This is a genomic window from Rickettsia slovaca 13-B (assembly GCF_000237845.1).
Taxonomy (GTDB): domain Bacteria; phylum Pseudomonadota; class Alphaproteobacteria; order Rickettsiales; family Rickettsiaceae; genus Rickettsia; species Rickettsia rickettsii.
Window position 1 is genome coordinate 177,996 of record NC_016639.1, and the last position, 25,827, is coordinate 203,822.

Sequence of the window (25,827 nt, forward strand, 5' to 3'; positions counted from 1 at the left end):
GCAGCTTATAAATTAACAGTACTGTTTATTATAGTAATTTTTTAATAATAACAAATATTTTTAATAACTTTTATTGATTTTTTATTAAAAATATGATAGGAGTGTAGCTCAATTGGTAGAGCGCCGGTCTCCAAAACCGGAGGTTGCGGGTTCGATACCTGTCGCTCCTGCCATTATAGGCTTAGAGCTTTTTTGCTATAAAATATAGAATTTTTACAAAATTTGCTTATAGAGAGAAATTTGAAAGAGGTACTTCACCTCGAATCGCAGCGTACATACTAGTATGTGAGAATTCCAGTGCTGGATTATCGTCTCAATTGCCTCTAGAAGTAGCATTTTGTAAGAAGTCTAATAAATTACCTAACAAAAATATGTTTAAAGAATATAAAATTTATAAGTTTTTTGAACAAGTTAAACAAGAAACTTATAAGGTAGTTTGGCCAACTAGAAAAGAGCTTGTTGCTTCAACATTAGTAGTGGTAGTAGCAGTTTTTATTTTTAGCCTAATTTGTTTGGTACTTGATTATAGTATACATAACATAATGCAGCTTTTGCTTAATATCGGCAAATAGTATAAGGAATAAATTGTGACAGCACAGAGTATAGATAATATATTGCCTTCTTCTGAAAAAAATGTAAAGCAGTGGTATGTAGTACATACGGCATCAGGAGCAGAGAAACGCATTAAAGAAGATATGCTTAGAAAAATCGCTAAACAGAACATGACGGATTTTTTTGAAGATATATTAATACCTGTTTTTGGAGTTTCTGAAGTTAAACGCGGTAAAAATGTCAAGGTAGAAAAAAAACTAATGCCGAGTTATATCTTGATAAAGATGAATATGACTGATAAATCTTGGCATTTAGTAAAAAATATATCTGGAATAACCGGCTTTTTAGGAAGCAAAACCACGCCAAAAGCTCTTACAGAAAGTGAAATACAAAATATTTTTAATAATTTGGAAGCAGAAGCTAAAGAAGCAAAGAATTCTAAATTGTATGAAGTTGGTGAAATAGTGACTGTTACAGACGGTCCTTTTGAAACTTTCATGGGTACAGTAGAAGAAATAGATCAAGAAAAAAATAGGTTAAAAGTTTCAGTTGCAATATTTGGTAAAGCAACTCCAATAGAACTAAATTTTAATCAAGTAAAGAAAAATGATTAAAAGTTGGACTAAATACGGTTTATAAATTACTTAAGCTGTATTGTACGAATGTTCAGGATGTCATTGTTGCGGGATAATGCGTCGTCATTGCAAGCAGCCGTAGGCTGTGTGGCAATCTAGGAGAAATAATAAAAAACTTCTGATTTACAGAATTTTTTTCTTCCTTGTTTTGTCAAAACTTACAGCTTTTCCTTGCAATGATGGGAAACAAGATCCATGCAATTGTTACAAAGTAATATTAATTTAAGAGGAAAATAAGGATATTTATAAATGTCTCAGAAAGCAATAAAAGGTTATATTAACTTGATAATTCCAGCTGCTGGAGCCACTCCTGCACCTCCTATAGGACCGGCCCTAGGACAAAGAAAAGTTAATATTGCAGCATTTTGTAAAGATTTTAATGATGCTACGCAAGGTATGGAAAAAGGAATACCTCTGCCAACCGTAATTACCGTTTATGAAGATAGTAGTTTTTCTTTTAAAATAAAAACTCCTCCTGCTTCTTACTTTTTAAAGAAATATGCTAAAATTACTAAAGGTTCTAGTGCTACTAAAAAAGAAGCCGTAGTAGGTAAAGTTACTATGGATGATTGTCGTGAAATTGCAAAGTTAAAAATGCCTGATTTAAATACAAAAAATATTGAAGCAGCAACAAAAATTATTTGTGGTAGTGCTGCATCTATGGGACTTGAAGTAGTAGGGAATTAATTATTATGTCAAATAAGAAAGATGTTGCTGTAAAAATTAGCGGCGGTAAAAAAATAAGAGAAGCTAGAGAAAAAGTAAAATCAGATACTTTATATAATTTAACAAATGCAGTTGAACGATTAAAATCAGCATCATATGTTAAATTTGATCCAACCTTAGAAATAGTTATGAAGCTTGGAATTGATTCTAGGCATTCCGATCAAATGGTACGTGGTGTAGTTAATTTACCTGCCGGTACAGGCAAAACCGTAAGAGTTGCCGTTATTTGTAAAGAAGAAAGAGAAGAAGAAGCTAAAAGTGCCGGAGCAGATTTAGTAGGTTCAACAAATATTATTGATGAAATTAAAGCAGGGAAAATTAATTTTGATGTATGTATAGCTACTCCCGATATGATGGCAGCTATAGGTTCAGTTGCAAGAATTTTAGGACCAAAAGGTTTAATGCCTAACCCTAAACTTGGTACCGTAACTTTAGATATTAAAAATGCTATTAAAAATGCTAAAAGCGGTCAGGTAGAATATAGAGCAGAGAAAGCAGGTATAATTCATGCAGGGCTTGGAAAATTATCTTTTTCAGACCAAGATTTATTAAAAAATTTAAATGCGTTTATTGAGGCAGTAATTAAAGCAAAACCTGCCGGATTAAAAGGAAGTTATTTAAAAGCAATGTATTTATCTTCTACTATGGGAGCATCGGTACAAATAGATTTAACTAGTATAGCATAATTTTTATAGCCGTTTAACGGTAGTATAGTAATAATAAAAAATTTTTGTTATTTTAAGCATTTGTATCAGTTTAAATATATTAAACTGTATTATAAAAGGAGAATTAAAAGGTGTTAAGATCAGAAAAACCGGTAGCAGTAGAGGATATTGTAAATATTTATAAAGAATCGCCCTCTATAATTATTACTCATTATCACGGGTTAACCGTTAGTCAAGTGAGTTCGCTTAGAGAATCACTTAAATCTAAAGAAGCAGGTTTTAAAGTAGTTAAAAATACTTTAGCAAAAATAGCTGCAAATCAAACAGGGCTTAATAGTATTGCTAATTTATTTGCGGGTCCTACTGCTATTGTTTATTCTAAAGAACCGGTTGAGATGGCAAAATTAGTAGTTAATTTTGCTAGGGCTAATGATAATCTTAAGATTATCGGTGGAATAGTAGATAATCACGTATTAGATGAACAGTCAATAAAAGAACTTTCTAAGCTACCTACACTTAATGAGCTTAGGGGTAAAATTGTTGGGTTATTACAAGCACCGGCTACTAAGGTTGTAGGTGTTTTACAAGCCCCATCTTCGAGTATGGCGAGAGTAATACAAGCACATGCTAGTAAAAATTAACTTAAAGGTTACTGCATCAGGTATTTTAATTGATAATTAAAGAGCTGTTATAGTGAAAATTAATAAGATTTTTTATAGGATATTATTCTTATTTTAAAAAAGTCTTATAATTTGAAGCACAAAAGAATTTAATTAACTTTAAAATGCCTGATGTAGTAATCTCTCAATATAAAAAAGTAAAAAGGAAAAAATTATGGCAGATTTAGCTAAAATTGAAGAACAATTATCATCATTAACGTTAATGCAAGCAGCTGAGCTTGTGAAAATGCTAGAAGAAAAATGGGGTGTATCTGCAGCAGCTCCTGTAGCTGTAGCAGCTGCCGGTGCTGCAGCTCCTGCAGCTGAAGCAGTAGCTGAAAAAACTGAGTTTGAAGTAGTTTTAACAGCTGCCGGTGATAAGAAAGTTGAAGTAATTAAAGTTGTGAAAGATATCACAGGTCTTGGTTTAATTGAAGCTAAGAAATTAGTTGATGAAGCTCCAAAGCCGATTAAAAGCAATGTGAAAAAAGCAGAAGCAGACGAAATCAAAGGTAAGTTAGAAGCTGCTGGAGCAAAAGTTGAATTAAAATAATTATTTCTGCACTAGGTTCTGTAAAGAAAAGTTGAATTATTCGTATTTTAGATAGTTTTAAGTAAAAATTAATAAGATTCTTGTTGAAACAGTTGTTTTTATTCCAAGCAAAATCTTATAATTTTCAATCAAAAACAACTAAGTATAGATTAATTTTTTTACAGGACCTAATGTTTTTGCATTACAGATGAAATATTTTATAGCTTTAAATTAACTTCTTAAAATCCAAAAAGCCTTATTAGTAATTAAATTTGAATAAGGCTTTTTGGATTTTAAGAAGTTAATTTAAAGCTAATTTAAGTTATTTTTTTGCAATAGGATAAAGCTATTACATTAAAAATCTTATTGATTAAAATAATTTTGTTAATGTACCATACGTCTAGAAGTTTAAATTATTGAAATTTTCTAGGTTCTGTGAACATTTATAATTGATTTTTAGTGAAAATTAATGAGATTTTTGAAGGAATAGCTACCTATTTTAAAAAAAATATTATAATTTGTTGCAACAAACAAATAACCAAAATCAAATCTTTTTGGAAATGTTCATAGAGCCTACACAAGATCTAAATAAGAAACTTACTAGGTTTCTTTAATTTAAGTTTTATGTGAAAAATTTTAAAACAGTATATTTTATTTTACTGCAAATTATAAGTATTTTATTGAAATAGGTATCTATTCCAATAAAAACTTTATTGTTTAAAATATAAATAATTTAAATTTTATATACAGAACCTAGGTTCTGAACACTTTTGATTAATGATTATTAATTAGGAGATATTTTTAAGCGAACATTAATAAGATTTTTGAGAGGATAGTTTTATTACTATTTCAAAAAAATCTTATGATTTACAGCTAAAAAGAGCCATAATTATGGTTATTCTATTAAAAGTGCATAGGACCTAATCACTGTAATACGGGCAGTAATTTTATCAGTCAGGAGATTATATGGTTTCATTAAGGGATAATATAGAAGCACAACCCTTGTCACATAATAGAAGAATAAGAAAAAATTTCGGTCACATAAATTTAGTAGCAGATATACCGAATTTGATTGAAATTCAAAAAAATTCATATGAGAAAAACTTTCTACAGTTAAATATTAAAGATTCTGAAAGAAAAAACAAAGGTTTACAATCTATATTAAACTCGATTTTTCCTATTTCAGATTCCTCCAATATTGCTAATATAGAATTTGTAAAATATGAATTTGATACTCCAAAATATGATGTAGAAGAGTGCAGTCAAAGAAGTTTAAGTTATGCTGCTCCTCTTAAAGTTACTTTAAGATTAAGTATTTGGGATATAGATGAGGATACCGGTACTAGAGAAATTAAAGGGATTAAAGAGCAAGAAGTATATATGGGTGATATCCCATTAATGACTAAAAACGGTACTTTTATTATCAACGGTACGGAAAGAGTAGTTGTATCACAAATGCATCGCTCACCTGGTGTATTCTTTTATCATGATGAAGGAAAAGTCCACTCTTCCGGCAAGCTTTTATATTCTGCTCGTGTTATTCCATATAGAGGGTCTTGGCTTGATTTAGAATTCGACGCTAAGGATGTTATTTATTTCAGGATTGATAGAAAAAGAAAGCTTTATACTACTACTTTGCTTAGAGCTATAGGTATGAGTACTGAAGAAATTATAAAATTTTATTATAATTCAGTAACTTATAAGCTTGTTAAAAATAAAGGTTGGGCGGTTAAATTTATACCTCAGCATATTACTGCTCATCGTTTAACAAGTGATTTAGTAGATGCAGATACCGGAAATATTCTACTGAAAGCAGGACAAAAAATTACTCCGCGTTTGGCTAAAAAATATTTTGGGGAAGGGCTTAATAATATTTTAGTAGCTCATGAAACTTTAATCGGCAAATATCTATCCGAAGATTTAAGAGATCCTGCAAGCGATGAAGTATTAGCAAAAATCGGTGAAATGATTACTGCTGATATGCTAAATGTTATTAATGATCTTAAAATTAAAAATGTTAACGTATTAGTAATCAATCCTCAATCCGGTCCATATATAAGGAACACCTTATTTGCTGATAAAAATCAGGATCGTGAGGCAGCATTATGTGATATTTTCAGAGTTCTAAGACCAGGCGAACCTGCTAATATCGAAGCGGCTGAAAGCCTGTTTTATAATTTATTCTTTGATACGGAAAGATATGATCTTTCAGAAGTCGGGCGAATAAAAATGAATTCTAGGTTAGAGCTGAATATTTCTGAAGAAGTTACGGTTTTAACAATTGATGATATTAAAAATATCGTAAGAGTTTTAGTAGAGCTTAAAGACGGTAAAGGTATCATAGACGATATTGATCATTTAGGTAATAGAAGGGTTAGATCGGTAGGTGAATTGATAGAAAATCAATTTAGAATAGGTTTAGTCCGAATGGAAAAATCTGTAATTGAAAGGATGTCGGCAGGTGATGTTGATACCGTAATGCCTCATGATTTAGTAAATTCTAAAATTTTAGTTTCAGTAGTAAAAGAATTTTTTAGTACCTCCCAATTATCCCAATTTATGGATCAAACAAATCCATTATCGGAAATAACTCATAAAAGAAGGCTGTCGGCACTCGGTCCCGGAGGTCTTAGTCGAGATCGAGCAGGTTTTGAGGTGCGTGACGTACATCCGACTCATTACGGTCGTATTTGTCCTATTGAAACACCTGAAGGTCAGAATATCGGGTTAATTAACTCTATGGCTACTTATGCTAGAATAAATAAACATGGTTTTATAGAGAGTCCGTATAGAAGAGTTAAAGATGGATGTGTAACCGATGAAGTGGTATATCTTTCTGCTATTGAAGAAGGTAAATACAAAATCGGACAAGCAAATTCTAAAATTAATAAAGACGGAAAGCTGCAAGGAGAGTTTATTAATTGCCGTGTTGAAGGCGGTAATTTTGTAATGGTAGAACCGTATGAGGTAGACTTCATTGATGTGACTCCTATGCAGGTAGTATCGGTTGCGGCTTCTCTTATACCTTTCTTAGAAAACGATGATGCTAACCGTGCTTTGATGGGTTCAAACATGCAAAGACAAGCCGTTCCTTTAATTAAAACGGATGCACCTTTTGTAGGTACCGGAGTTGAAGGGGTAGTAGCTAAAGATTCCGGAGCGTCAGTGCTTGCATTACATGACGGTATTGTTGAGCAGGTAGATTCAAATAGAATCGTGATTAGAACTCTAGAACAAAAAGTTGACGGTTCTCCTTCGGTTGATATTTATAACTTACTAAAATTCCAAAAATCCAATCATAATACTTGTATAAATCAAAAGCCTTTAGTTAAGGTCGGTCATTACGTTAAGAAAAACGATATTATAGCTGACGGTCCTAGTACGGATAACGGTGAAATTGCTTTAGGTCGAAACGTGCTTGTGGCTTTCTTACCTTGGAACGGTTATAATTTTGAAGATTCCATTTTAATATCCGAACGTATAGTAAAAGAGGATGTATTTACATCTATTCATATTGAAGAGTTTGAAGTAATAGCTAGAGATACACGTCTTGGTCCTGAAGAAATTACCCGTGATATACCGAATGTAAGTGAAGAAGCGTTGCGTCATCTTGATGAGGTCGGAATAATTTATATAGGTGCAGAAGTAAAAGCCGGTGATATTTTAGTTGGAAAAGTAACACCAAAAAGTGAATCGCCTATTACTCCTGAAGAGAAGCTACTACGTGCTATTTTCGGGGAAAAAGCTTTTGACGTAAAAGATTCATCGCTGCATGTACCTTCCGGAGTGAGCGGAACTGTAGTAGAAGTAAGGGTATTTTCTCGTAGAGGTGTAGAAAAAGACCAGCGAGCTATTGCTATTGAAAAACAACAAATTGAAAAATTCGCAAAAGACAGAGACGATGAATTAGAAATTATTGAGCATTTTGTGTTTAGTTGGCTTGAAAAGCTTTTAGTAGGGCAGGTGATTATTAACGGTCCTAAGCAAGTAAAAGTAGGACAAACTATTACTACTGAAATGCTAAAAGGCTTATCTAAAGGGCAATTTTGGCAGATTATCGTGGAAGATGCAAATGTAATGAATGAAATAGAGCAGATAAAGACTCATTATGATGAGAAAAAAGAGGCTCTTGATAAAAGATTTGCTACTAAGGTAGAGAAATTGCAAAGTGGTGATGATTTACCTCAGGGAGCTTTAAAAGTAGTAAAAGTATTTATTGCAACTAAGCATAAATTACAACCCGGGGATAAAATGGCAGGAAGACACGGAAATAAAGGTGTTATTTCACGTATCGTACCTGAAGAAGATATGCCCTTTTTAGAAGATGGAACTGTGGTAGATATCGTTCTTAACCCTCTAGGTCTTCCGTCCCGTATGAATATAGGACAGATTTTAGAAACGCATCTTGGGTGGGCATCAATAAATTTAGCAAAAAAAATATCTACCTTAGTAAAGGAATATAAAAATAAACATATAGGTATTGAGCAGATTAAGAAATTCTTAATTGAACTGTATGGAGAAAATATTAATTCTATACTTGAAAGACCGGAAGAAGAGATTATCTCTTTTTGTAAGAAAGTAAGTAAAGGCGTACATTTTGCAACTCCTGTATTTGACGGAGCAAAAGTTCAGGACGTTAAAGATATGCTAAAGCTTGCCGGTCAAGACCCTTCAGGACAAGTGAAATTAATTGACGGTAGAACCGGTGAATATTTTGACCGTCTAGTAACCGTCGGACAGAAATATTTGCTGAAATTGCATCATTTAGTCGATAATAAAATTCACTCCCGTTCTATAGGACCTTATAGCTTAGTAACGCAGCAACCGCTTGGAGGTAAGTCTCATTTCGGCGGACAGCGTTTCGGAGAAATGGAATGCTGGGCATTACAAGCTTACGGTGCAGCTTATACGTTACAGGAAATGTTAACGGTTAAGTCGGATGACGTAAACGGTAGGATCAAAACTTATGATTCTATAGTACGTGGTGAAAATAATTTTGAATCAGGCATTCCTGAATCATTTAATGTTATGATAAAAGAATTTAGATCTTTATGTCTTAACGTAAAGCTTGAAGTAACTTCAAGTTAAGAAAGACAGATCATTTAAACAGATAAAAAACAAGTTTTTTATCTGTTTTACTAGATTCCCGCTTTTGCGGGAATGACATATAGGGTGCAATAAGAACTCTGGGTAGACGAAGGTCAATTTCAAAAAGAGCTAGGAGTTCACAAGGCGAGGAGCGGAGCGTATACTTAATACGTGAGCACCGCAGAACTTGTAGAACGACAACGCCAATTTTTGAAATTCACTGAGTATATACGAGTAATTTTTAAGGAAAAGTATTTATGAGCGTAGTAAATTTTTACGGACAATTAAGTAATACTCAACAATTTGATCAGATAAGGATTAATATATAGCAAGTCCCGATCAGGTACGTTCGTGGTCTTTCGGTGAAGTAACAAAACCTGAAACAATTAACTATCGAACTTTTAAGCCTGAGAAAGATGGTTTATTTTGTGCAAGAATTTTTGGTCCGGTAAAAGATTATGAATGTCTCTGCGGTAAATATAAGCGGATGAAAAACCGTGGCATTACGTGTGAGAAATGCGGCGTTGAAGTTACGGTTTCTAGAGTAAGACGTGAAAGAATGGGGCATATTGAACTTGCAGCTCCCGTTGCCCATATTTGGTTTTTAAAGTCGCTACCTTCAAGAATTAGTACACTTCTTGATATGACAATGCGAGATGTAGAAAAGATTCTTTATTTTGAAAATTATGTAGTAGTTGACCCAGGGCTATCGATTTTACAAAAAGGCGAACTCTTAACAGAGGAAGAATTACAGAAAGCAAAAGATAAGTACGGTGAAGATGCATTTACTGCCTCTATAGGTGCAGAAGTAATACAACAAATGCTTAAAGAGCTTGATTTTTCAAAGTTAAAGCAAGAGTTATACGAGGAATTACAAACCACTTCTTCAGAAGTCAAAAAGAAAAAATTAGTAAAGCGTTTAAAATTAGTAGAGAATTTTTTAGAGTCGGAAAACAAGCCGGAATGGATGATTATGGATGTTTTACCGGTTATTCCTCCTGAAATTAGACCGCTTGTTATGCTTGACGGCGGAAGATTTGCTACTTCAGACTTAAATGAACTTTATAGAAGAGTAATTAATAGAAATAATCGTTTAAAGAAATTAATAGAGTCAAAAGCTCCTGATATAATAGTCAGAAACGAAAAAAGAATGTTACAAGAAGCGGTGGATGCGTTATTTGATAACGGTCGTCGCGGTAGAGCAGCGAAAAATGCTAATAAGCGTCCATTTAAGTCATTAAGTGATATGCTTAAAGGTAAGCAGGGGCGTTTCCGTCAGAACTTGCTAGGTAAGAGGGTTGATTACTCAGGACGTTCGGTTATCGTGGTAGGACCTGAGCTTAAACTTCACCAGTGCGGTTTACCTAAAAAAATGGCTCTGGAGTTATTTAAGCCGTTTATTTATTCTAAGCTTGAGTTGTACGGCATCGCTACAACTATTAAAGCCGCTAAAAGAATGGTGGAAGCTGAAAAATCCGAAGTGTGGGACGTGCTTGAAGAGGTAATTAGAGAGCATCCGGTTTTACTGAATAGGGCTCCGACGTTACATAGGCTTGGTATTCAAGCATTTGAACCGCTATTAATTGAAGGTAAAGCGATCCAGCTTCATCCGCTTGTGTGTGCTGCGTTCAATGCGGATTTTGATGGTGATCAGATGGCAGTACATATCCCGTTATCGATTGAAGCACAGCTTGAAGCTAGGGTATTTATGATGTCTACAAATAATATCTTAAGCCCCGCAAACGGTCGTCCTATCATTGTACCGGATAAAGATATAGTGCTTGGTTTATATTATCTAACCCTTGCATTTGATAATGAAGTAGGCGCAGGGATGATGTTCTCAGATTTAGCTGAGATGGAACATGCTTTATATAATAAATTTATAACTATTCATACAAAGATAAAATATCGCAGAAATCAGTTAAATGCCGAAGGTAAAATGGTCCCTGTTATCATTGATACTACTTACGGTAGGTTAATGGTCGGTGAGTTATTGCCTTCTAACCCTAATATAGAATTCAAGTTTATTAATAAACAACTAACTAAAAAAGACATATCATTAGTTATAGATTTAGTTTATCGTCACTGCGGTCAAAAAGCTACGGTAATTTTTGCCGATCAGCTAATGAAACTAGGTTTTAAATATGCTTGTTCTTCAGGTATTTCTTTTGGAATGGACGATATGGTAGTACCGGAATCTAAGAGTACTCATATCAACGAAACTCAGCTTGAAATAAAAGAATTTGAACAACAATATTCAAACGGTTTAATTACTTACGGAGAGAAATATAATAAAGTAGTCGATGCTTGGTCAAGATGTACCGATAGAGTAGCAAACGACATGATGCAAGAGATTGCTACGCCGCCGGTTAATGATGCTCCAAATCATCAGAAAATAAATGCTATATATATGATGGCTATTTCCGGAGCAAGAGGTTCTTTCCAGCAAATTAAGCAGCTAGGCGGTATGCGAGGTTTAATGACCAAATCAAACGGTCAAATTATACAAACTCCTATTATCTCTAACTTTAAGGAAGGATTAACTGAATTTGAGTGTTTTAATTCTGCTAACGGAATGCGTAAAGGGCAAATAGATACGGCTTTAAAAACGGCAAGCTCAGGTTACTTAACAAGAAAATTAGTAGATGTTGCACAAGATTGTATTATTACTGAAAAAGATTGTGGAACTGATAAAGGAATTGAAGTTAAGAGTGTTATTGAAGGTGGAGAAGTTATAGTACCTTTAGCTGAAAAGATTTTAGGTCGTACTGCTGCTATTGATATATTTCATCCGGTAACTAATGATCTAATTCTCAATAAAGGCGAGCTTATTAATGAAGCAAAGTTAGAGCAGATTGAGTCGGCAGGACTCGACAGAATTATGATAAAATCTGTATTAACCTGTGAAAGTACTACCGGTATATGTAGCATATGTTACGGTAGGGATCTTGCTACCGGTACATTAGTATCGGAGGGTGAAGCAATCGGGGTTATTGCTGCTCAATCTATCGGTGAACCGGGTACGCAGCTTACAATGAGAACTTTCCATATCGGAGGAGCAGCAACAAAAGGTGCTGAGGTTTCTTCCGTAGACGCTTCCTATGACGCAAAAGTGAAAATTATAAGTCGTAACGTTGTGATTAATTCTGAAGAACGCAAAATTGTTATGAGCCGAAATTGTGAATTATTATTGCTTGATAATAACGGTAATGAAAAGGCTCGTCATAAAATTCCATACGGTGCTAGATTACTTGTTGATGACGGTGATATGGTGATTAAAACTCAAAAACTAGCAGAATGGGATCCTTATACTATACCGATTATCACGGAGAAGTCAGGTAAAGTTTTATTCAAAGATATGGTTGAGGGTATTTCTATTCGTGACGTAACTGACGAAGCTACCGGAATACCGAGTAAAGTTATTATTGAATCAAAGCAATATTCACGCGGTGCAGAATTACGTCCGCGTATACAGCTTTTAGATGCTAAAGGTGAAGTTATCACCTTATCAAACGGTTTAGAAGCTAGATATTACTTGCCGGTTGGAGCAGTTTTAAGCGTAGAAGACGGAGTACAAATATCGGTAGGTGATATCATTGCACGTATACCGAAAGAATCAACCACTACTAAAGATATTACCGGTGGTTTACCAAGAGTTGCCGAGCTTGTAGAAGCAAGACGCCCTAAAGATCATGCAGTTATTGCCGAAATTGACGGTAGAGTAGAATTCGGTAAAGACTATAAATCTAAAAGACGTATTATTATACATCCGATTGATGAAACAATGTCTATTGAGTATATGGTACCAAAAGGCAAGCATGTTGTAGTTAACGAAGGTGACTTTGTTAAAAAAGGTGATTTATTGATTGACGGTAATCTGGTACTTCAAGATATTTTAAAAGTAATGGGCGTAGAGGTTCTTGCAAATTATATTGTTAATGAGGTTCAAGCCGTTTATCGTCTACAAGGTGTAAAGATTGATGATAAGCACATAGAAGTTATTATCCGTCAGATGTTACAAAAAGTAGAGGTTACGGATTCAGGCGGAACTACGTTATTAGCAGGTGAAAAAATAGATAGACATGAATTTGATGAGATAAATGAAAAAGCTATGAAAAATGGTTTAAAACCTGCTGAAGCACAATTAATATTACAAGGTATTACTAAAGCTTCTCTGCAAACTAGATCGTTTATCTCCGCGGCATCATTCCAAGAGACTACTAGAGTTTTAACTGAAGCAGCTATTGCTGGTAAAGTAGATAAGTTGCGAGGACTAAAAGAAAACGTGATAGTTGGACGATTAGTACCTGCTGGAACCGGTTACTTTATGGATAAAATGCGTAAAGCAGCCGTAAAGCTTGATGAAGAGAATGTATAAATATACTAAGATAGAACTTGAAAAATTGGCTGTGTCATCTTTGTAAGTCGTAGGATGCTGAACGTTTAATATACGCTCCGCTCCTCGATTTACAGACCCTTTGCTCTTTTCCAAGTTGATCTTCGTATGTATCGGATAGTTTATAAAAAACCCGTCATTGCGAGCCAACATTTATGCTGGCGTGGCAATCTCATGAAATAATAACAAACTCCCCTGAGCTGGCTTCGTCAATTACTTTGTAATGTCCTTGCAATGACGAGGTGGTATCCACGCAACAATGCCTTCCTAGCTAGAAGCGGGAATCCAGAAAAATAACCTTACTACGCATTATTGACAAAAAAAAGCCTATAAAAAAACAAGTTTTTTATAGGCTTTTTCTTAGAAATGACGCTTTAATAACAAGCAATCGGTGCTGTTAAATGCTCGTAGGTTTGACCTAAATAAGATACTGGTTGTTCAAAGATATACGTATTATTGTTATCATAATTACCGTATAATTGTAATTTTGCTAAAGAATCGTCATATTGGAAGTTTTCAAGTGTTTCTTGATTTTTAGATATCTGAATTTCTGCTAAACAATGTTCAACATAAGTTTTCAGTACTTCTTGACGAATTGCATCATGTAAAGCTTTTAACATGAGTAAGTTTACTAATGGGTTAATACTATTATTTGCATTAGTAGTAATCGTAGTTTCTTCGTGTTTTTGATCAATAGACATCTTTCCAAACTTCACTTCTAGAGGTAATTTAGACGTCGATCCGGTACTCGCATCCTCACGTATGTCTATATACGCTGCGGTGCTGCGTTCCGTATCTCTTTTAACTTCCTCTCTATAAGCTGGTTTAGAAAGATGTCTAACAGGCAATTCAGCAATTAAAGACTCTTCATTGCTTACTTCTACCTTCTCTGTTTCAAGATTTGCTGATGCAGCATTGACTTTTTCTTCAAAATTTATCTCTGGGAAAAGTGCTGTCACATCCGTTATTTCAAGTTTTCCTCCTTTTTTACCTACTTCATAAGCTTTAGCAATAATGTGTTTATAAATAACGTCAATTAATGCTCGTTTTGTTTGTATTTCATCAGAATAGTTAATTCCTCCTTCATTCCAAAACTTTACTATTCTAGACAAAGCAGGAATATATTTACTGGCCTTTGCTAAAAATTTTTGTATAAATGTAGGTTCAATAATAGGGGTTAATGTAGGATTTTCTTCATATTGTCTAAATACATACTCGACAATTTTAGGTATATTTTGATCTGGTTCTACTTCGTCAGGTAAGCCGTGTAGTATTTTTTTGGCTGTTGCTTGACCTATCTTCTTATGCAAAATATTAACCCCGATCCATGTCCATGACGGATTAGCCGTAAAACAAAGCTTTGTTATATAAAATGCTAGCGATATAGGTAGAGATAATAACTTTAAATAGTTAAGGCAATTATATCGTATTGGATGAGGAGTGAGACTATAAATCTTACCCATATCTTGGTTTAACTCACATGATGCTTTAATCATTGTATACTTCTGCTTAATTAAATGAGAAGTGATGTCATATACTGGCATATTATTACTTAAATTTAACTAATCCGTCAGTAAGATATAAAAAACGTTAACATTTGTCAAATGCTATTTAATGAGATTTTGTTTTAAATCAATTATAATACTTGCAAAGTTTTATCAAGATAAATAGAATGATCCAAAGTCAAAAATAATATAAGGAATAAATATGCTTAACGTAAATTTTGTGAATGAAGACTCATCTACTAATCAAGGTCTAGTAGTTTTTATTGATGAACAGTTAAAGCTTGATAGTAATTTAATAGGACTTGATCAACAACATCATGGATTAATTTCTAAAACTATTCAGAATAAACTGCAATTTACCGGTAAATATGGACAGATCAAGGTTATTCCGTCCGTCATTAAATCAGGCGAGGTTAGATATTTGATAATAGCAGGTCTTGGGAATGAAGAAAAATTAACTGAAGCAAAAATTGAAGAGTTAGGCGGCAAAATCTTACAGCATGCAACCGGTTGTAAAATTTCTACTATTGGCTTAAAACTTACAAATAGAATTAGCAGGTTTACATCTCAAACATTTGCATCTTTAGTTGCTAGCGGTGCGTTTCTTGCTTCTTACAGATTTGATAAATATAGAACTACCTTAAAAGAAGCAGAGAAGTTCGCAGTAGAGTCAATTGAAATTTTTACTGATAATAGCACTGAAACGGCAAAATTATTTGAAATCAAAAAATTAATTGCTGAAGCAGTATTTTTTACAAGAGATATAAGTAATGAACCGTCAAATATTAAAACTCCTCAAGTTTATGCCGAAAGAATAGTTGATAGAGTTGAACCGCTAGGGGTAGATGTTGATGTTATCGGTGAACGTGAGATGAAAAACCTTGGTATGGGAGCATTACTTGGTGTGGGGCAAGGTTCACAAAACGAGTCAAAGTTAGTGGTGATGGAATATAAAGGTGGCAGTAAAGATGCTCCGACTATTGCTTTGGTCGGTAAAGGAGTGATTTTTGATACAGGCGGTATTTCATTAAAACCGTCAAGTGATATGCACTTAATGCGATACGATATGGGAGGTTCTGCAGCAGTTGTGGGTACCATCATTGCGGTTGCTGGTCAAAAATTACCTATAAATATAGTCGGTGTTGTAGGGCTTGTCGAAAATATGCCGTCCGGTAATGCACAGCGTCCAGGGGATGTAGTAACTACCATGTCAGGGCAAACTGCCGAAGTTTTAAATACCGATGCAGAAGGGCGGTTAGTACTTGCTGATGCTGTTTGGTATGCACAAGAAAAATTTAAGCCTAAATGCGTGATTGACGTTGCAACTCTAACAGGAGCAATAACCATAGCACTTGGTAATACATATGCTGGTTGTTTTTCCAATAATGATGAGTTAGCTGATAAGTTAATAAAAGTAGGGGAAGAAGTTAATGAAAAACTTTGGAGAATGCCGCTGCATGATGAGTATGATGCAATGATTAACTCCGACATAGCCGATATGGCAAATATCGGGAACGTACCGAGAGCTGCCGGAAGCTGCATAGCTGCACATTTCATTAAACGTTTCATTAAAGATGGAGTAGATTGGGCTCATTTAGATATAGCAGGCGTTGCAAATAGTAATAAAGCTTCAGCACTCGGTCCTAAGGGGGCAGTAGGATACGGCGTGAGATTACTAGAGAAATTTATCAAAGAATATACTTAAATGCTATTCTTGCGTTGCATTGCCTGCATGGATACCGAGTCGTCATTGCGAGCAGCCTTAGGCTGCGTGGCAATCTCGTCAAATATCCTGAGATTGCTTCGTCAATTACTTACGTCATTTTCTTGCAATGACGGAAAAAACTATCCACATGTGTAATACTGAGCTAAGAATGACATTAAACTTCGTCTATTTACTATTCGTTTATTCTGAATATAATTATGAACACAATAAATAAACCTTATATATTTGTTATAGGTAATGAGAAAGGCGGAGCAGGTAAAACTACCTGTTCTATGCATCTAATAATCGCTCTGCTTTATCAAAATTATTCGGTAGTAAGTATAGATACCGATTCACGTCAAAGTTCGTTAACGAATTATTTAAAAAATCGAGATTTATATAATAAACACAATCCTGATAAACCTGTATTAGTACCGAAACATTTTCATATATCGGAAAGCAAAGTAGAAGAGCAAGCAAAGAGTTTTGAGCCGATACTCAAAAATAATCAGGATGTCGATTATATAGTGATTGATACCCCAGGCAGTCATACTCCTTTATCAAGGGTTGTTCATTCTTACGCCGATACAATTATTACACCGATTAATGATAGCTTTCTAGATTTAGACGTAATAGCAAAAGTCGATAGCAAGGATGAAATTATTAGCCCATCAATATATAGTCAAATGATTTGGGAGCAGAAAATGGAACGTGCTAGTCGTGATAGAATTAGTATAGATTGGGTAATACTTCGTAATCGTTTAAGTAATCTTGATGCATTAAATAAAAGACGCGTAGGAAATGTATTAGCTAAACTTGCTAAAAGAATTAACTTTAAACTCGCAGCAGGATTTAGTGAACGTGTAATATATAGGGAGTTATTTTTACAAGGTCTAACATTACTTGATCTAAAAACTGCAAAATATGATAGAGCATTTAATAGCTCACACGTGCTTGCACGTCAAGAATTACGAAATTTTTTAGACTTTCTAGGTATTAAGGCTGCGTTCAAAGGTTAATTTCTATTAAAGTTTTTCTTGTATAAAAATATATATATAATGTAAATTAATATGTTTTAACTTTATAAGAGAAGAGAAACAAATGTCAAATATTGCTGAAAATATTTCAAAACTACCGGAAGAACAAGAAAAAGTTAATAAGCTTGTTGATCAATATAAAAATTTAACTCCGGAAGAACAAAAAATTGTTGATAGAAAACTTAAGTCACATTTTACAAAAGAAGAGCTAGAACAAGATGAGCTTAAATCAAGAATGAATAGGATACGTAGTAATTTGTCTAAGCAAGACCAAGAAAAACTCCAAGCAGGTAATAATTCTATAGGTGAAATAGCAAAAGATGTATTATCGTTAGTTAAAGGAATAATAAATCTAGTCGAAAATGTTGCAGAGATAATTAAAAATCCTAAGAAAGCAATATATGAATGGATTAAAGGTGAGTTAAATCAAGTAAAACCTCAACAACAAAATTATCAGCAACGCCCATCAAAGCCAAAAGCTGCTGCAATATCAAGATAAAACTTTGGTAAGATAAATTTTTAGTTTTTATTTGCGAAAATTTGTGATTTTATGTATATAATGGGGAAATCGTATAATAAAAAAATAAAAATGCATAAATACAGAACTCATAATTGTAACGAATTACAAATATCCGATGTAGAAACAGAAGTTAAGCTATCCGGTTGGGTACATAGAAGAAGAGATCACGGGAATCTAGTTTTTATAGATTTACGTGATCATTACGGTATAACTCAAATCGTGTTTACCGATCAAAACCCTCAGCTTATGGAGGATGCAAGTCGTTTGCGTTATGAGTCGGTAATTACGGTAAGGGGTACAGTTGTAGCAAGATCAGAGGACACGATTAATAATACGCTTTCGACAGGTCATGTTGAAGTGCTAGCTGTGGAATTTAGTGTTGAGTCAGCTGCGGACACTCTACCTTTTGTTATTAATACTGAAAAAGAAGCTCCCGAAGAGTCTAGGCTTAAACATCGCTTTTTAGATCTTAGACGTGAGAAATTACATAATAATATAATACTCCGCTCACAAATTATTTCTCATATTCGTCATTTGATGACGGCAAGCGGTTTTACCGAATTTCAAACTCCGATTTTAACAGCAAGCTCACCTGAGGGGGCTAGGGATTTTTTAGTACCTAGTAGAATGCATCCGGGTAAGTTCTATGCATTACCGCAAGCACCTCAGCAATTCAAGCAGTTATTGATGGTATCAGGCTTTGATCGTTATTTCCAAATTGCTCCTTGTTTTCGGGATGAAGATGCAAGAGCCGATAGATCACCCGGCGAGTTTTATCAGCTAGATGTAGAAATGTCGTTTGTTACACAGGAAGACGTATTTAGTACTATTGAGCCTGTGATGTATGATTTATTCACTAAATTCACGGATAAGAAAGTATCAGAGACTCCTTTCGTTTGTATTCCATATAATGAATCTATGCTAAAATACGGCTCTGATAAGCCTGATTTGCGTAACCCTATTATAATTGCCGATGTAACTGAGATATTTAGAGATTCCGATTTTACAATCTTTAGAGAGAATATTAAAAAAGGTAGCATAGTGCGTGCAATTCCTGCACCTAAGGCAGCTGCACTGCCTCGTAGTTTCTTCGATAAAATGATAGAGTTTGCGATATCAGAAGGAGCAGGTGGACTTGGCTATATTCAGTTTAGTGAAACCGGTGAAGCAAAGGGACCGGTAGTAAAATTCTTAAGCCCGCAGCAATTAGAGAGTCTAAAAGCTACAGCTAGTATTAGTAACGGTGATGCTGTATTTTTCGCTAGCGATAAGAAAGAGAAAGCTGCTAAACTTGCTGGTAAGGTTAGAATAAGACTTGGTGAAGAGCTTGATTTACTTGAAAAAGATTGTTTTAAATTCTGCTGGATTACCGATTTTCCATTCTATGAGTTAAATGAAGAAACAGGAAAAATTGATTTTAGCCATAATCCGTTTTCTATGCCGCAGGGCGGAATAGATGCTTTAGAGCAAGCTAAAACCACTGAAGAGTTATTAGAACTTACCGCATACCAATATGATATTGTTTGTAACGGTATTGAACTGTCCAGCGGTGCTATTAGAAACCATAAGCCGGAAATTATGTATAAAGCATTTTCCATAGCAGGTTATAGTGAAGAGGAAGTTGATAAGAGATTTGGAGGGATGATTAGAGCATTTAAGTTTGGAGCTCCACCACATGGTGGAATAGCCCCCGGTATTGACCGAATCGTTATGCTGCTTGCGGAAGCAACAAATATAAGGGAAATAATTGCGTTTCCTTTAAACCAGCAGGCTGAAGATTTACTAATGAACGCCCCAAGCTATGTAGAGGATAAAGCTCTAAAAGAGCTAAGCATTATGCTCTCACCGTCTGCTAGAAAAAATGCAGAAAAAGAATAAGAATTTATAGTTGTTGTATGTTATTATGTCATACCGCAACTTCGCCTATAGTATGTCATTTCTAGCTAAAAGCGGAAATCCAGTACTTTTCGCTGTCATACCGTGGCTTGACCACGGTATCGAGAAAAAAATTTAAAAAAGACTAGATCCTGCGATCAAGTCGCAGGATGAGATTAATAGTTACTGGCTTTCCGCTTTTAGCTAGAAATGACATTAGGACTATGCAACGACTCTGTGACTGCTCGCAATGACGTTTAAGGCAGATACTCAACAATGCTTATCTTTGTTGATGTCTTTCCTTCCTAGCTTGTAATTGAGAGAATGCGATTTCTTTTACCGTTTCTACTCTTTTTGTTTGGAGTCTTTCTTGCTTCTTCTGTTGTAGTACATTACCAATTTTTATACTTTCTGCTATAAGTTTTTCTGTATTATGAATTTTATTTAAATTCTCAGGAGAAATTTGTTTCATAAAATAATTTGAGATACTAGGTAAACCTATCTTTTCACAAAAAATTCCTACCTTGTAATATATAGTATCTTTAGAATTTAACTTGAAAGATTTAGCATTTAATAAGTTGGTCGTGTTTTCGATGTTATCCTGATATTTTAAATGTTTCTTTATACCCTTAATATCTTGCTCGGTAAGATAATTTTCTTTTTTTAGCACTTTCATTATATTGTCGTAGAATTTTGCTACTGCTTTATCGGTTACGTTTTTAGTTGTTGCCTGCTTTGTAAAATCAACAATTAGTGATGCCAATTTTTCGCCTGTAGATTTGTCTTGTATACGCATTGATTTTGCAGGATCAGAAATTTGTACTTCTACTTTATCTGTCTTAACCTCAACTTCTTTTTCTTTCCATTTTCCGTCCAAATCTTTGCTCCATTGTTGTTCCTTGATTGTTTCTTTTTTCAAGCCTATAGAAATTTTAATTTGGTAATTATTTTCATACGCCCACTCTTTAGCATCTTTACCTTCAATTGTAATGTTATTATCTATTGCATAGAGTACCGGGTCTTTTACAGGTGAATTAGCGAAAGCCTCTAACCAACCACCATTTTTAAATTCAGGTGAAACATTACTGAATTTTGTTACTATCTCAGCTCCTTTGGCCACTTCTTGCATATTAACAAGATTTTCTTTTATACTGCTTTTATAGTGTTTTCTCAAATCATCAAAATTTTGAATATTAGTGGATAACATAATATTTTTTGGATCAAACCCAGCTTTTTTTAATGCATCAATTTTTTGATCAACTATTGCTTCCATCTGTTTCTCATCAAATTGACTTATCATTTGATTTAATGATTCGCTATATTTATCGATACTAAATGAGAAATTACCTGCTTTAATAGCAGCACTGTAGCCAACACCAGGATGTGTAAACATTTCAGCTGTTGATTGAATCATACTGCTAAAATTCTTATGAAATGCTAAAAAAGAGCGACCATGATCAATTTTGGTTATTGTTTTACCATCCTGTACCATTAAATTACCAGCATGATAATCTACTTCCCCCAGCATATGACAAGCAGCTATGGCTTTTTCAAATCCTTCCAACTTTTTTAAATTTTGATCATTATCTCTGACTCTAGTTTCACCTGATAAACCGGAAAATTCTGTTAGTGTTACAGCATTATCAAAAAATTTAGAACGTACATAAAGTGAATCAGGGTGTTGTTCATCCGCTGTTACCAGCCCTTCTTTTGGTGCGCGATCATGTAATAAAAATTGATACATGGTAGAGCCTATTAATTCTTGTACTCCGTCTCTTCGGTCAGCCATAGCCTGTCTTTGTGCATGATTACCTTGTATTTTTTTGCATGCAGCATGAGTTTTATAAAAATGTTTTAAAATAAAAGTATTACCGGCGTTATCTTTAGCAACATAACCGGCCGAGACGCCTGCTGCCTTTTTTCCTTTCTCCTCAAACTCAGCTTGCTGTGCCACCCTCTTATCACGTAGCATAGCATCAATTACTTTTTTAGGGTCATTAGGATTTCTTATTTCTTCAAGTTTTCTGTAATCTGCGTTATATCGGCTATCATCTAATCCAACCTGTCGTTCAATTGCCTCTATCATAACTAAGTGCTCTAAAAGAGGTGTATCGATTATTTCCCTTAATTTCTTGTTTTTATCTCCTGGAAACGAGTTTTTTATTATTGTTGTAACTTTAGCTAAATCCTTAGTGTTTAAATCGGCTAGGGCCATATAGCTAATATATAGGCTTTCAGCAGTAGGAGATTGGTCATTAGAAAGGTCAATAACAGATTCGGCAATGCCTTTGCAGGTTCTAGATATTTTGGCATTCAATTCTGTATCGTTAGTTTTCAGGGCTTTAAAAAGTTGCTCTTGTAATAATAATTCTTGTTGAGTTTTCTCTTTAGACATAAAAATAACCTGCTTAATATTAACTAATAGTGAAAAAGTGTTGTTGCGTGGGTCAAAATCCTCATCATTGTGAGGAAACCACGCAGCAATTGACGAAGCAATCCAGTAAACATTTTGATTTACAGAATTTTTTTATTATTTTTTCTGGATTGCCGAGTTCGCTGCGACCGTTTGCAATAATGATTCGGTATCCACACAACAATGCCACGTGGGAATGACATTGAATAAGTTTTTGAAGCCGTGCAACAAAGCCTCCGCTTTTGCGGGGATATGACATCCAGGTCTTTTTAAAAACTATTCAGTACTATAGATTTGATCGTGATATAACAATGAAAAAACGAAGCAATGAAATAAAATCATGACTTTGCAAGAATGATACCAATTAATCTCTTCTATTGCCTAAAAATCTCATTAAATATAGGAAAAGATTTATAAAATCTAAATATAAAGTAAAGGCTGCCATAATAGAAAGCTTTTGTCCTACTTCATCGTTTCCTGCCATGTAATACATAGACTTAATCTTTTGAGTATCCCAAGCAATTAATCCCATAAATATTACTATTCCAATAAGAGAAGTAGCAAAAGAAAGAGCCGAGCTTTTTAGAAACAAGTTGACTAATGAAGCAATGATAAGACCTATAAGACCCATTGCAAAAAATGAACCCATAGATGTTAAATCTCTATTTGTACTATAACCGTATAAACTCATTGCTCCAAAAACGGAAGAGCAAATAAAGAAAGTACGAGCTATTGATGCACCGGTATAAATAAGAGCTAAATATGCAAGCGACATACCGGTTAAACCGGCATAAACCCAAAATAATATTTGTGCCGTTGGCAGGTTCATTTGTCCGAAGCCCATAAAGAAATATAAAGCAATACCGAGCGGAGCAAACATTATAATAGTACCGAAACCTGTTTGAAACATTAAATTATAAATAGGCTCAACTGATATAGTCGTTATGGCTGCTACACCGGTTAGTAAAAGTGCTAAAGCCATATAATTATATACTTTAAGCATGTATTTTCTTAAGCCTTCATCAAAAGTTTTATTTTTTGAGGCGGCAGTTAAAGTTTTTGTATAATCGATCATAAGTAACCTTAGGATTATGTTATTTACATAATAAAATATAGCCTCTTAAAGGTATTTTTTCAAGCTATATTAATTATATTTTATAAATATCTTGCATTGAATATAAAGCAGAAGGTTTATCTTGTAGCCAAATAGCGGCTTTAATTGCACCAATAGAAAAAGAATTTTTATTCAGAGCTTCGTGTTTTAAGGTGATTATTTCATCGTCACCTAGGAAAGATATTTCATGTATACCGTGAACATTTCCACCACGAAGCGAGGAAATACCTATTTCTTTTTCGCTTCTTAGTCTATTACCACGATTAAATGTTATATTTAATCCTTTTTTGCTGGCAATTGTTTCAGCAAGCATAACAGCAGTTCCTGAGGGTGAATCTTTTTTATTACGGTGATGCGTTTCTAGAATTTCAACATCGTAATCATCTAGTATTTTTGTTACTTCTTTAGCTAGATAGCTAAGCAAATTAGCTCCTATACTCATATTTGCAGAATATAAAACAGGTAAAGTTTGAGCTGCTTTTTCTAAAAGCTTAAAATGTTGAGGTTGGAGACCTGTGGTTCCGATTACTAATTTTGTATTATGTTTTAATGCATAATTAATTAATTTTTCTAATATTTCAGGGGTAGAAAAATCGATGATCACATCAGAATTTTTACAAAAATTATCTAAATCATCTAAATTATTAGTACTATTAAATTTTGCTGCAATTTTGCAATCTTTAAATTTATCTATTCTCTCTAGAATGGTTTCTCCCATTTTACCGGTAGAACCACTAAGACCGATATTTAACATATTGGCAATGTATACTCCTAATAAATGAACAGTAAGTAGACGAAGTTTAATTTGGACAAGAGCAAGGCGTCTAAAGTCCTTGGATCGCAGTGTATACTTAATATAGTTTGAACCGCAGATCTTATTATACGACGCCAATTTTTCAAATTAAACTAGGTTCTGTGAATATTTCTAATTGATTGGCTATTTTGAGGTGTTTTTTAGCGAAAATTAATAAGATTTTTGCTGGAATAGTTACTTATATTTCAAAAAATCTTATAATTTGCAGCAAAAAATAACCAAAATTAAATCTTTGTATACGATTTATGAAAATATAATAGAGGCTTTAAATCATTTTTAATAGCGGTATTTATTACTTCACCGATAAATATAACATGATCACCGGCATCGTAAGAATCATATTTATTACACTCTATATGATAAGTTGCACCGTTTATTAAAGGGCACTCAGTTTTATTACCAAGCTCATAATCAATTTTTGTAAATTTATTAGATTGTGATTTAGCAAAATGTTTTGAGATATCAATTTGATTCTCTGCTAAAATACTAATTGCAAACTTATCACTTTTTTGAAAACTGTTGATACTAAAAGAGTTTTTATTAAGGCAAAATAATATTAACGGCGGTTTTAAAGATACGGAAGTAAGAGAACTAGCAGTAAAGCCAAAAAGTTCGTTATTGCAATTTGTTGTTATAATAGTCACTCCCTGAGGGAATCGGCTCATAGCATCTTTAAATTGACTTTCTGTTACTGTCCCAGCCATTTTTTCATAATTTTGTTAATGGTTCCGTCTTTTTTTAATGAATCGATTGCCTCATTAATTTCATTAATTAGTCCTGAGTTTTTAGACATGCCTATAGCAAAATCGGATGAAAATTCTTCTAAAGTACTGCTTTCTAAATTTGAATTATTTTCTTTTAATTTTTTGCCTTGAAATTCCTCAGAAATAATAGCATCTATGACTCTGGCGTTTAATTCTTCAACCAACATTAAATGATTTGCTAAAGAATGAACTTTAATATTTATCGTCTGTGATAGATCGTGTGCTTTTTTTTCTAAAACACTACCGAGCTGTACCCCTACTATTTTATTTTCTAGATCTTTGCTATTTTGTATATTATCACCTGTTCTATATATTATGGCAAATCTTGCAGTAGCATAATTATCGGAAAAGCTGATATATTCAGCACGCTCCGGTGTTACGGAAAGCTCCGCCACCGCAACATCAATATTTTCACTAACCAAAGCTGCAAGTAAACCGTTAAAGTCGAAGTTTTTTATGATAACTTTTTTATTTAGACGTTCGCTTATTGCTTTGATAATATCAATATCAATCCCAACAATCTCTCCGTCTTGGATAAATTCATAAGGAGGATTATCTGCGGCAGTACCGACTATTAAAGTTTTTTCCGTTTCTTTTTTTTCACAAGAAACTAGTAAGCAAGATAGTAAAAATATTTTCAGAAATTTCATAAAAATAATGTTTTAAGTTTGAGTATGTTCTGTGTCATCCTACGAGGCATTGCCCTTGTTGTACGGATATCAAATCGTCATTGCGAGGAAAATTACGTAGTAATTGACGAAGCAATCTCAGGATATTTGGCGAGATTGCCATGTAGCCTACGGCTGCTCGCAATGACGATGAAACCA

General features: G+C 33.9%; 17 protein-coding genes, 1 tRNA gene and 1 pseudogene. 13 read left to right on the top strand and 6 right to left on the bottom strand.

All coding sequences use genetic code 11. From position 1 onward, the window contains the following. Positions 1 to 97: 97 nt before the first annotated feature. The 9 genes and pseudogenes from RSL_RS00920 to rpoC all read left to right on the top strand — a co-directional run bounded on the left by RSL_RS00920 (position 98) and on the right by rpoC (position 13,235). Positions 98 to 173 (top strand) — tRNA-Trp (locus RSL_RS00920). A 198-nt stretch (positions 174 to 371) separates the two neighbouring features. Then, the gene (secE, locus tag RSL_RS07280; protein ID WP_004996644.1) at positions 372 to 572 is read left to right on the top strand and encodes a preprotein translocase subunit SecE; all 201 of its coding nucleotides are present in this window, start codon (positions 372 to 374) and stop codon (positions 570 to 572) included. Positions 573 to 587: 15 nt separating this feature from the next. After that, positions 588 to 1,166 (top strand): transcription termination/antitermination protein NusG, encoded by a 579-nt coding sequence (gene nusG, locus RSL_RS00930; RefSeq protein ID WP_014273190.1) that lies wholly within the window; start codon positions 588 to 590, stop codon positions 1,164 to 1,166. Between the two features lie 270 nt (positions 1,167 to 1,436). Next, on the top strand, positions 1,437 to 1,874 hold the full coding sequence (rplK, locus tag RSL_RS00935) for a 50S ribosomal protein L11 (RefSeq protein ID WP_004996639.1): 438 nt from the start codon (positions 1,437 to 1,439) through the stop codon (positions 1,872 to 1,874). A 5-nt stretch (positions 1,875 to 1,879) separates the two neighbouring features. After that, complete coding sequence (gene rplA, locus RSL_RS00940; RefSeq protein WP_010976849.1) at positions 1,880 to 2,599, top strand: 50S ribosomal protein L1; 720 nt, start codon at positions 1,880 to 1,882, stop codon at positions 2,597 to 2,599. Between the two features lie 110 nt (positions 2,600 to 2,709). Next, entirely contained in the window at positions 2,710 to 3,219 is a 510-nt protein-coding gene (rplJ, locus tag RSL_RS00945) for a 50S ribosomal protein L10 (RefSeq protein ID WP_014273191.1), read from the top strand. A gap of 193 nt (positions 3,220 to 3,412) precedes the next feature. Further along, entirely contained in the window at positions 3,413 to 3,790 is a 378-nt protein-coding gene (gene rplL, locus RSL_RS00950; protein WP_014273192.1) for a 50S ribosomal protein L7/L12, read from the top strand. Between the two features lie 945 nt (positions 3,791 to 4,735). Beyond that, a complete protein-coding gene (gene rpoB / locus RSL_RS00955; protein ID WP_014273193.1) occupies positions 4,736 to 8,857 on the top strand; it encodes a DNA-directed RNA polymerase subunit beta in 4,122 nt (1,373 codons plus the stop codon). Between the two features lie 257 nt (positions 8,858 to 9,114). After that, a pseudogene (gene rpoC / locus RSL_RS00960) lies at positions 9,115 to 13,235 on the top strand (DNA-directed RNA polymerase subunit beta'). 392 nt (positions 13,236 to 13,627) lie between these two features. Here the strand turns inward: rpoC and RSL_RS00965 are convergent. After that, positions 13,628 to 14,797, bottom strand: coding sequence for a palindromic element RPE1 domain-containing protein (locus RSL_RS00965; protein WP_014419700.1), 1,170 nt, complete (start codon positions 14,795 to 14,797; stop codon positions 13,628 to 13,630). 163 nt (positions 14,798 to 14,960) lie between these two features. On the opposite strand from RSL_RS00965, the gene RSL_RS00970 reads away from it, so the two are divergent. The 4 genes from RSL_RS00970 to aspS all read left to right on the top strand — a co-directional run bounded on the left by RSL_RS00970 (position 14,961) and on the right by aspS (position 19,898). Then, positions 14,961 to 16,463, top strand: a complete 1,503-nt coding sequence (locus RSL_RS00970; protein WP_014273196.1) for a leucyl aminopeptidase — start codon at positions 14,961 to 14,963, stop codon at positions 16,461 to 16,463. 218 nt (positions 16,464 to 16,681) lie between these two features. Then, complete coding sequence (locus tag RSL_RS00975) at positions 16,682 to 17,482, top strand: division plane positioning ATPase MipZ (protein ID WP_014273197.1); 801 nt, start codon at positions 16,682 to 16,684, stop codon at positions 17,480 to 17,482. An 82-nt stretch (positions 17,483 to 17,564) separates the two neighbouring features. Further along, positions 17,565 to 17,999, top strand: coding sequence for a DUF3106 domain-containing protein (locus tag RSL_RS00980; protein WP_004996619.1), 435 nt, complete (start codon positions 17,565 to 17,567; stop codon positions 17,997 to 17,999). Positions 18,000 to 18,089: 90 nt separating this feature from the next. Beyond that, the gene (gene aspS, locus RSL_RS00985) at positions 18,090 to 19,898 is read left to right on the top strand and encodes an aspartate--tRNA ligase (RefSeq protein ID WP_014419701.1); all 1,809 of its coding nucleotides are present in this window, start codon (positions 18,090 to 18,092) and stop codon (positions 19,896 to 19,898) included. A gap of 277 nt (positions 19,899 to 20,175) precedes the next feature. Here the strand turns inward: aspS and risK1 are convergent, their stop codons facing one another. From risK1 to RSL_RS01010, 5 genes are all read right to left on the bottom strand, one after another. Then, entirely contained in the window at positions 20,176 to 22,290 is a 2,115-nt protein-coding gene (gene risK1, locus RSL_RS00990; RefSeq protein WP_014273199.1) for a T4SS effector phosphatidylinositol 3-Kinase RisK1, read from the bottom strand. A 382-nt stretch (positions 22,291 to 22,672) separates the two neighbouring features. Beyond that, on the bottom strand, positions 22,673 to 23,383 hold the full coding sequence (locus RSL_RS00995; protein WP_014273200.1) for a Bax inhibitor-1/YccA family protein: 711 nt from the start codon (positions 23,381 to 23,383) through the stop codon (positions 22,673 to 22,675). A 73-nt stretch (positions 23,384 to 23,456) separates the two neighbouring features. Further along, complete coding sequence (gene dapB, locus RSL_RS01000) at positions 23,457 to 24,176, bottom strand: 4-hydroxy-tetrahydrodipicolinate reductase (RefSeq protein ID WP_012150406.1); 720 nt, start codon at positions 24,174 to 24,176, stop codon at positions 23,457 to 23,459. 284 nt (positions 24,177 to 24,460) lie between these two features. Further along, positions 24,461 to 24,940 carry a flavin reductase family protein gene (locus RSL_RS01005; protein WP_014273201.1) on the bottom strand — a complete coding sequence of 160 codons (480 nt, stop codon included), beginning with the start codon at positions 24,938 to 24,940 and terminating at the stop codon, positions 24,461 to 24,463. Then, entirely contained in the window at positions 24,925 to 25,650 is a 726-nt protein-coding gene (locus RSL_RS01010) for an ABC transporter substrate-binding protein (RefSeq protein WP_014273202.1), read from the bottom strand. The genes RSL_RS01005 and RSL_RS01010 overlap by 16 nt, the downstream gene beginning before the upstream one ends. Between the last annotated feature and the right edge of the window lie 177 nt (positions 25,651 to 25,827).

Excerpts from the sequence above, each read along its gene's own strand:
- secE (WP_004996644.1), top strand. The coding sequence starts at position 372 with ATGTTTAAAGAATATAAAATTTATAAGTTTTTTGAACAAGTTAAACAA.
- rplK (WP_004996639.1), top strand. The coding sequence starts at position 1,437 with ATGTCTCAGAAAGCAATAAAAGGTTATATTAACTTGATAATTCCAGCT.
- rplA (WP_010976849.1), top strand. The coding sequence starts at position 1,880 with ATGTCAAATAAGAAAGATGTTGCTGTAAAAATTAGCGGCGGTAAAAAA.
- rplL (WP_014273192.1), top strand. The coding sequence starts at position 3,413 with ATGGCAGATTTAGCTAAAATTGAAGAACAATTATCATCATTAACGTTA.
- rpoB (WP_014273193.1), top strand. The coding sequence starts at position 4,736 with ATGGTTTCATTAAGGGATAATATAGAAGCACAACCCTTGTCACATAAT.
- RSL_RS00965 (WP_014419700.1), bottom strand. The coding sequence starts at position 14,797 with ATGCCAGTATATGACATCACTTCTCATTTAATTAAGCAGAAGTATACA.
- RSL_RS00970 (WP_014273196.1), top strand. The coding sequence starts at position 14,961 with ATGCTTAACGTAAATTTTGTGAATGAAGACTCATCTACTAATCAAGGT.
- RSL_RS00975 (WP_014273197.1), top strand. The coding sequence starts at position 16,682 with ATGAACACAATAAATAAACCTTATATATTTGTTATAGGTAATGAGAAA.
- RSL_RS00980 (WP_004996619.1), top strand. The coding sequence starts at position 17,565 with ATGTCAAATATTGCTGAAAATATTTCAAAACTACCGGAAGAACAAGAA.
- aspS (WP_014419701.1), top strand. The coding sequence starts at position 18,090 with ATGCATAAATACAGAACTCATAATTGTAACGAATTACAAATATCCGAT.
- risK1 (WP_014273199.1), bottom strand. The coding sequence starts at position 22,290 with ATGTCTAAAGAGAAAACTCAACAAGAATTATTATTACAAGAGCAACTT.
- RSL_RS00995 (WP_014273200.1), bottom strand. The coding sequence starts at position 23,383 with ATGATCGATTATACAAAAACTTTAACTGCCGCCTCAAAAAATAAAACT.
- dapB (WP_012150406.1), bottom strand. The coding sequence starts at position 24,176 with ATGTTAAATATCGGTCTTAGTGGTTCTACCGGTAAAATGGGAGAAACC.
- RSL_RS01005 (WP_014273201.1), bottom strand. The coding sequence starts at position 24,940 with ATGGCTGGGACAGTAACAGAAAGTCAATTTAAAGATGCTATGAGCCGA.
- RSL_RS01010 (WP_014273202.1), bottom strand. The coding sequence starts at position 25,650 with ATGAAATTTCTGAAAATATTTTTACTATCTTGCTTACTAGTTTCTTGT.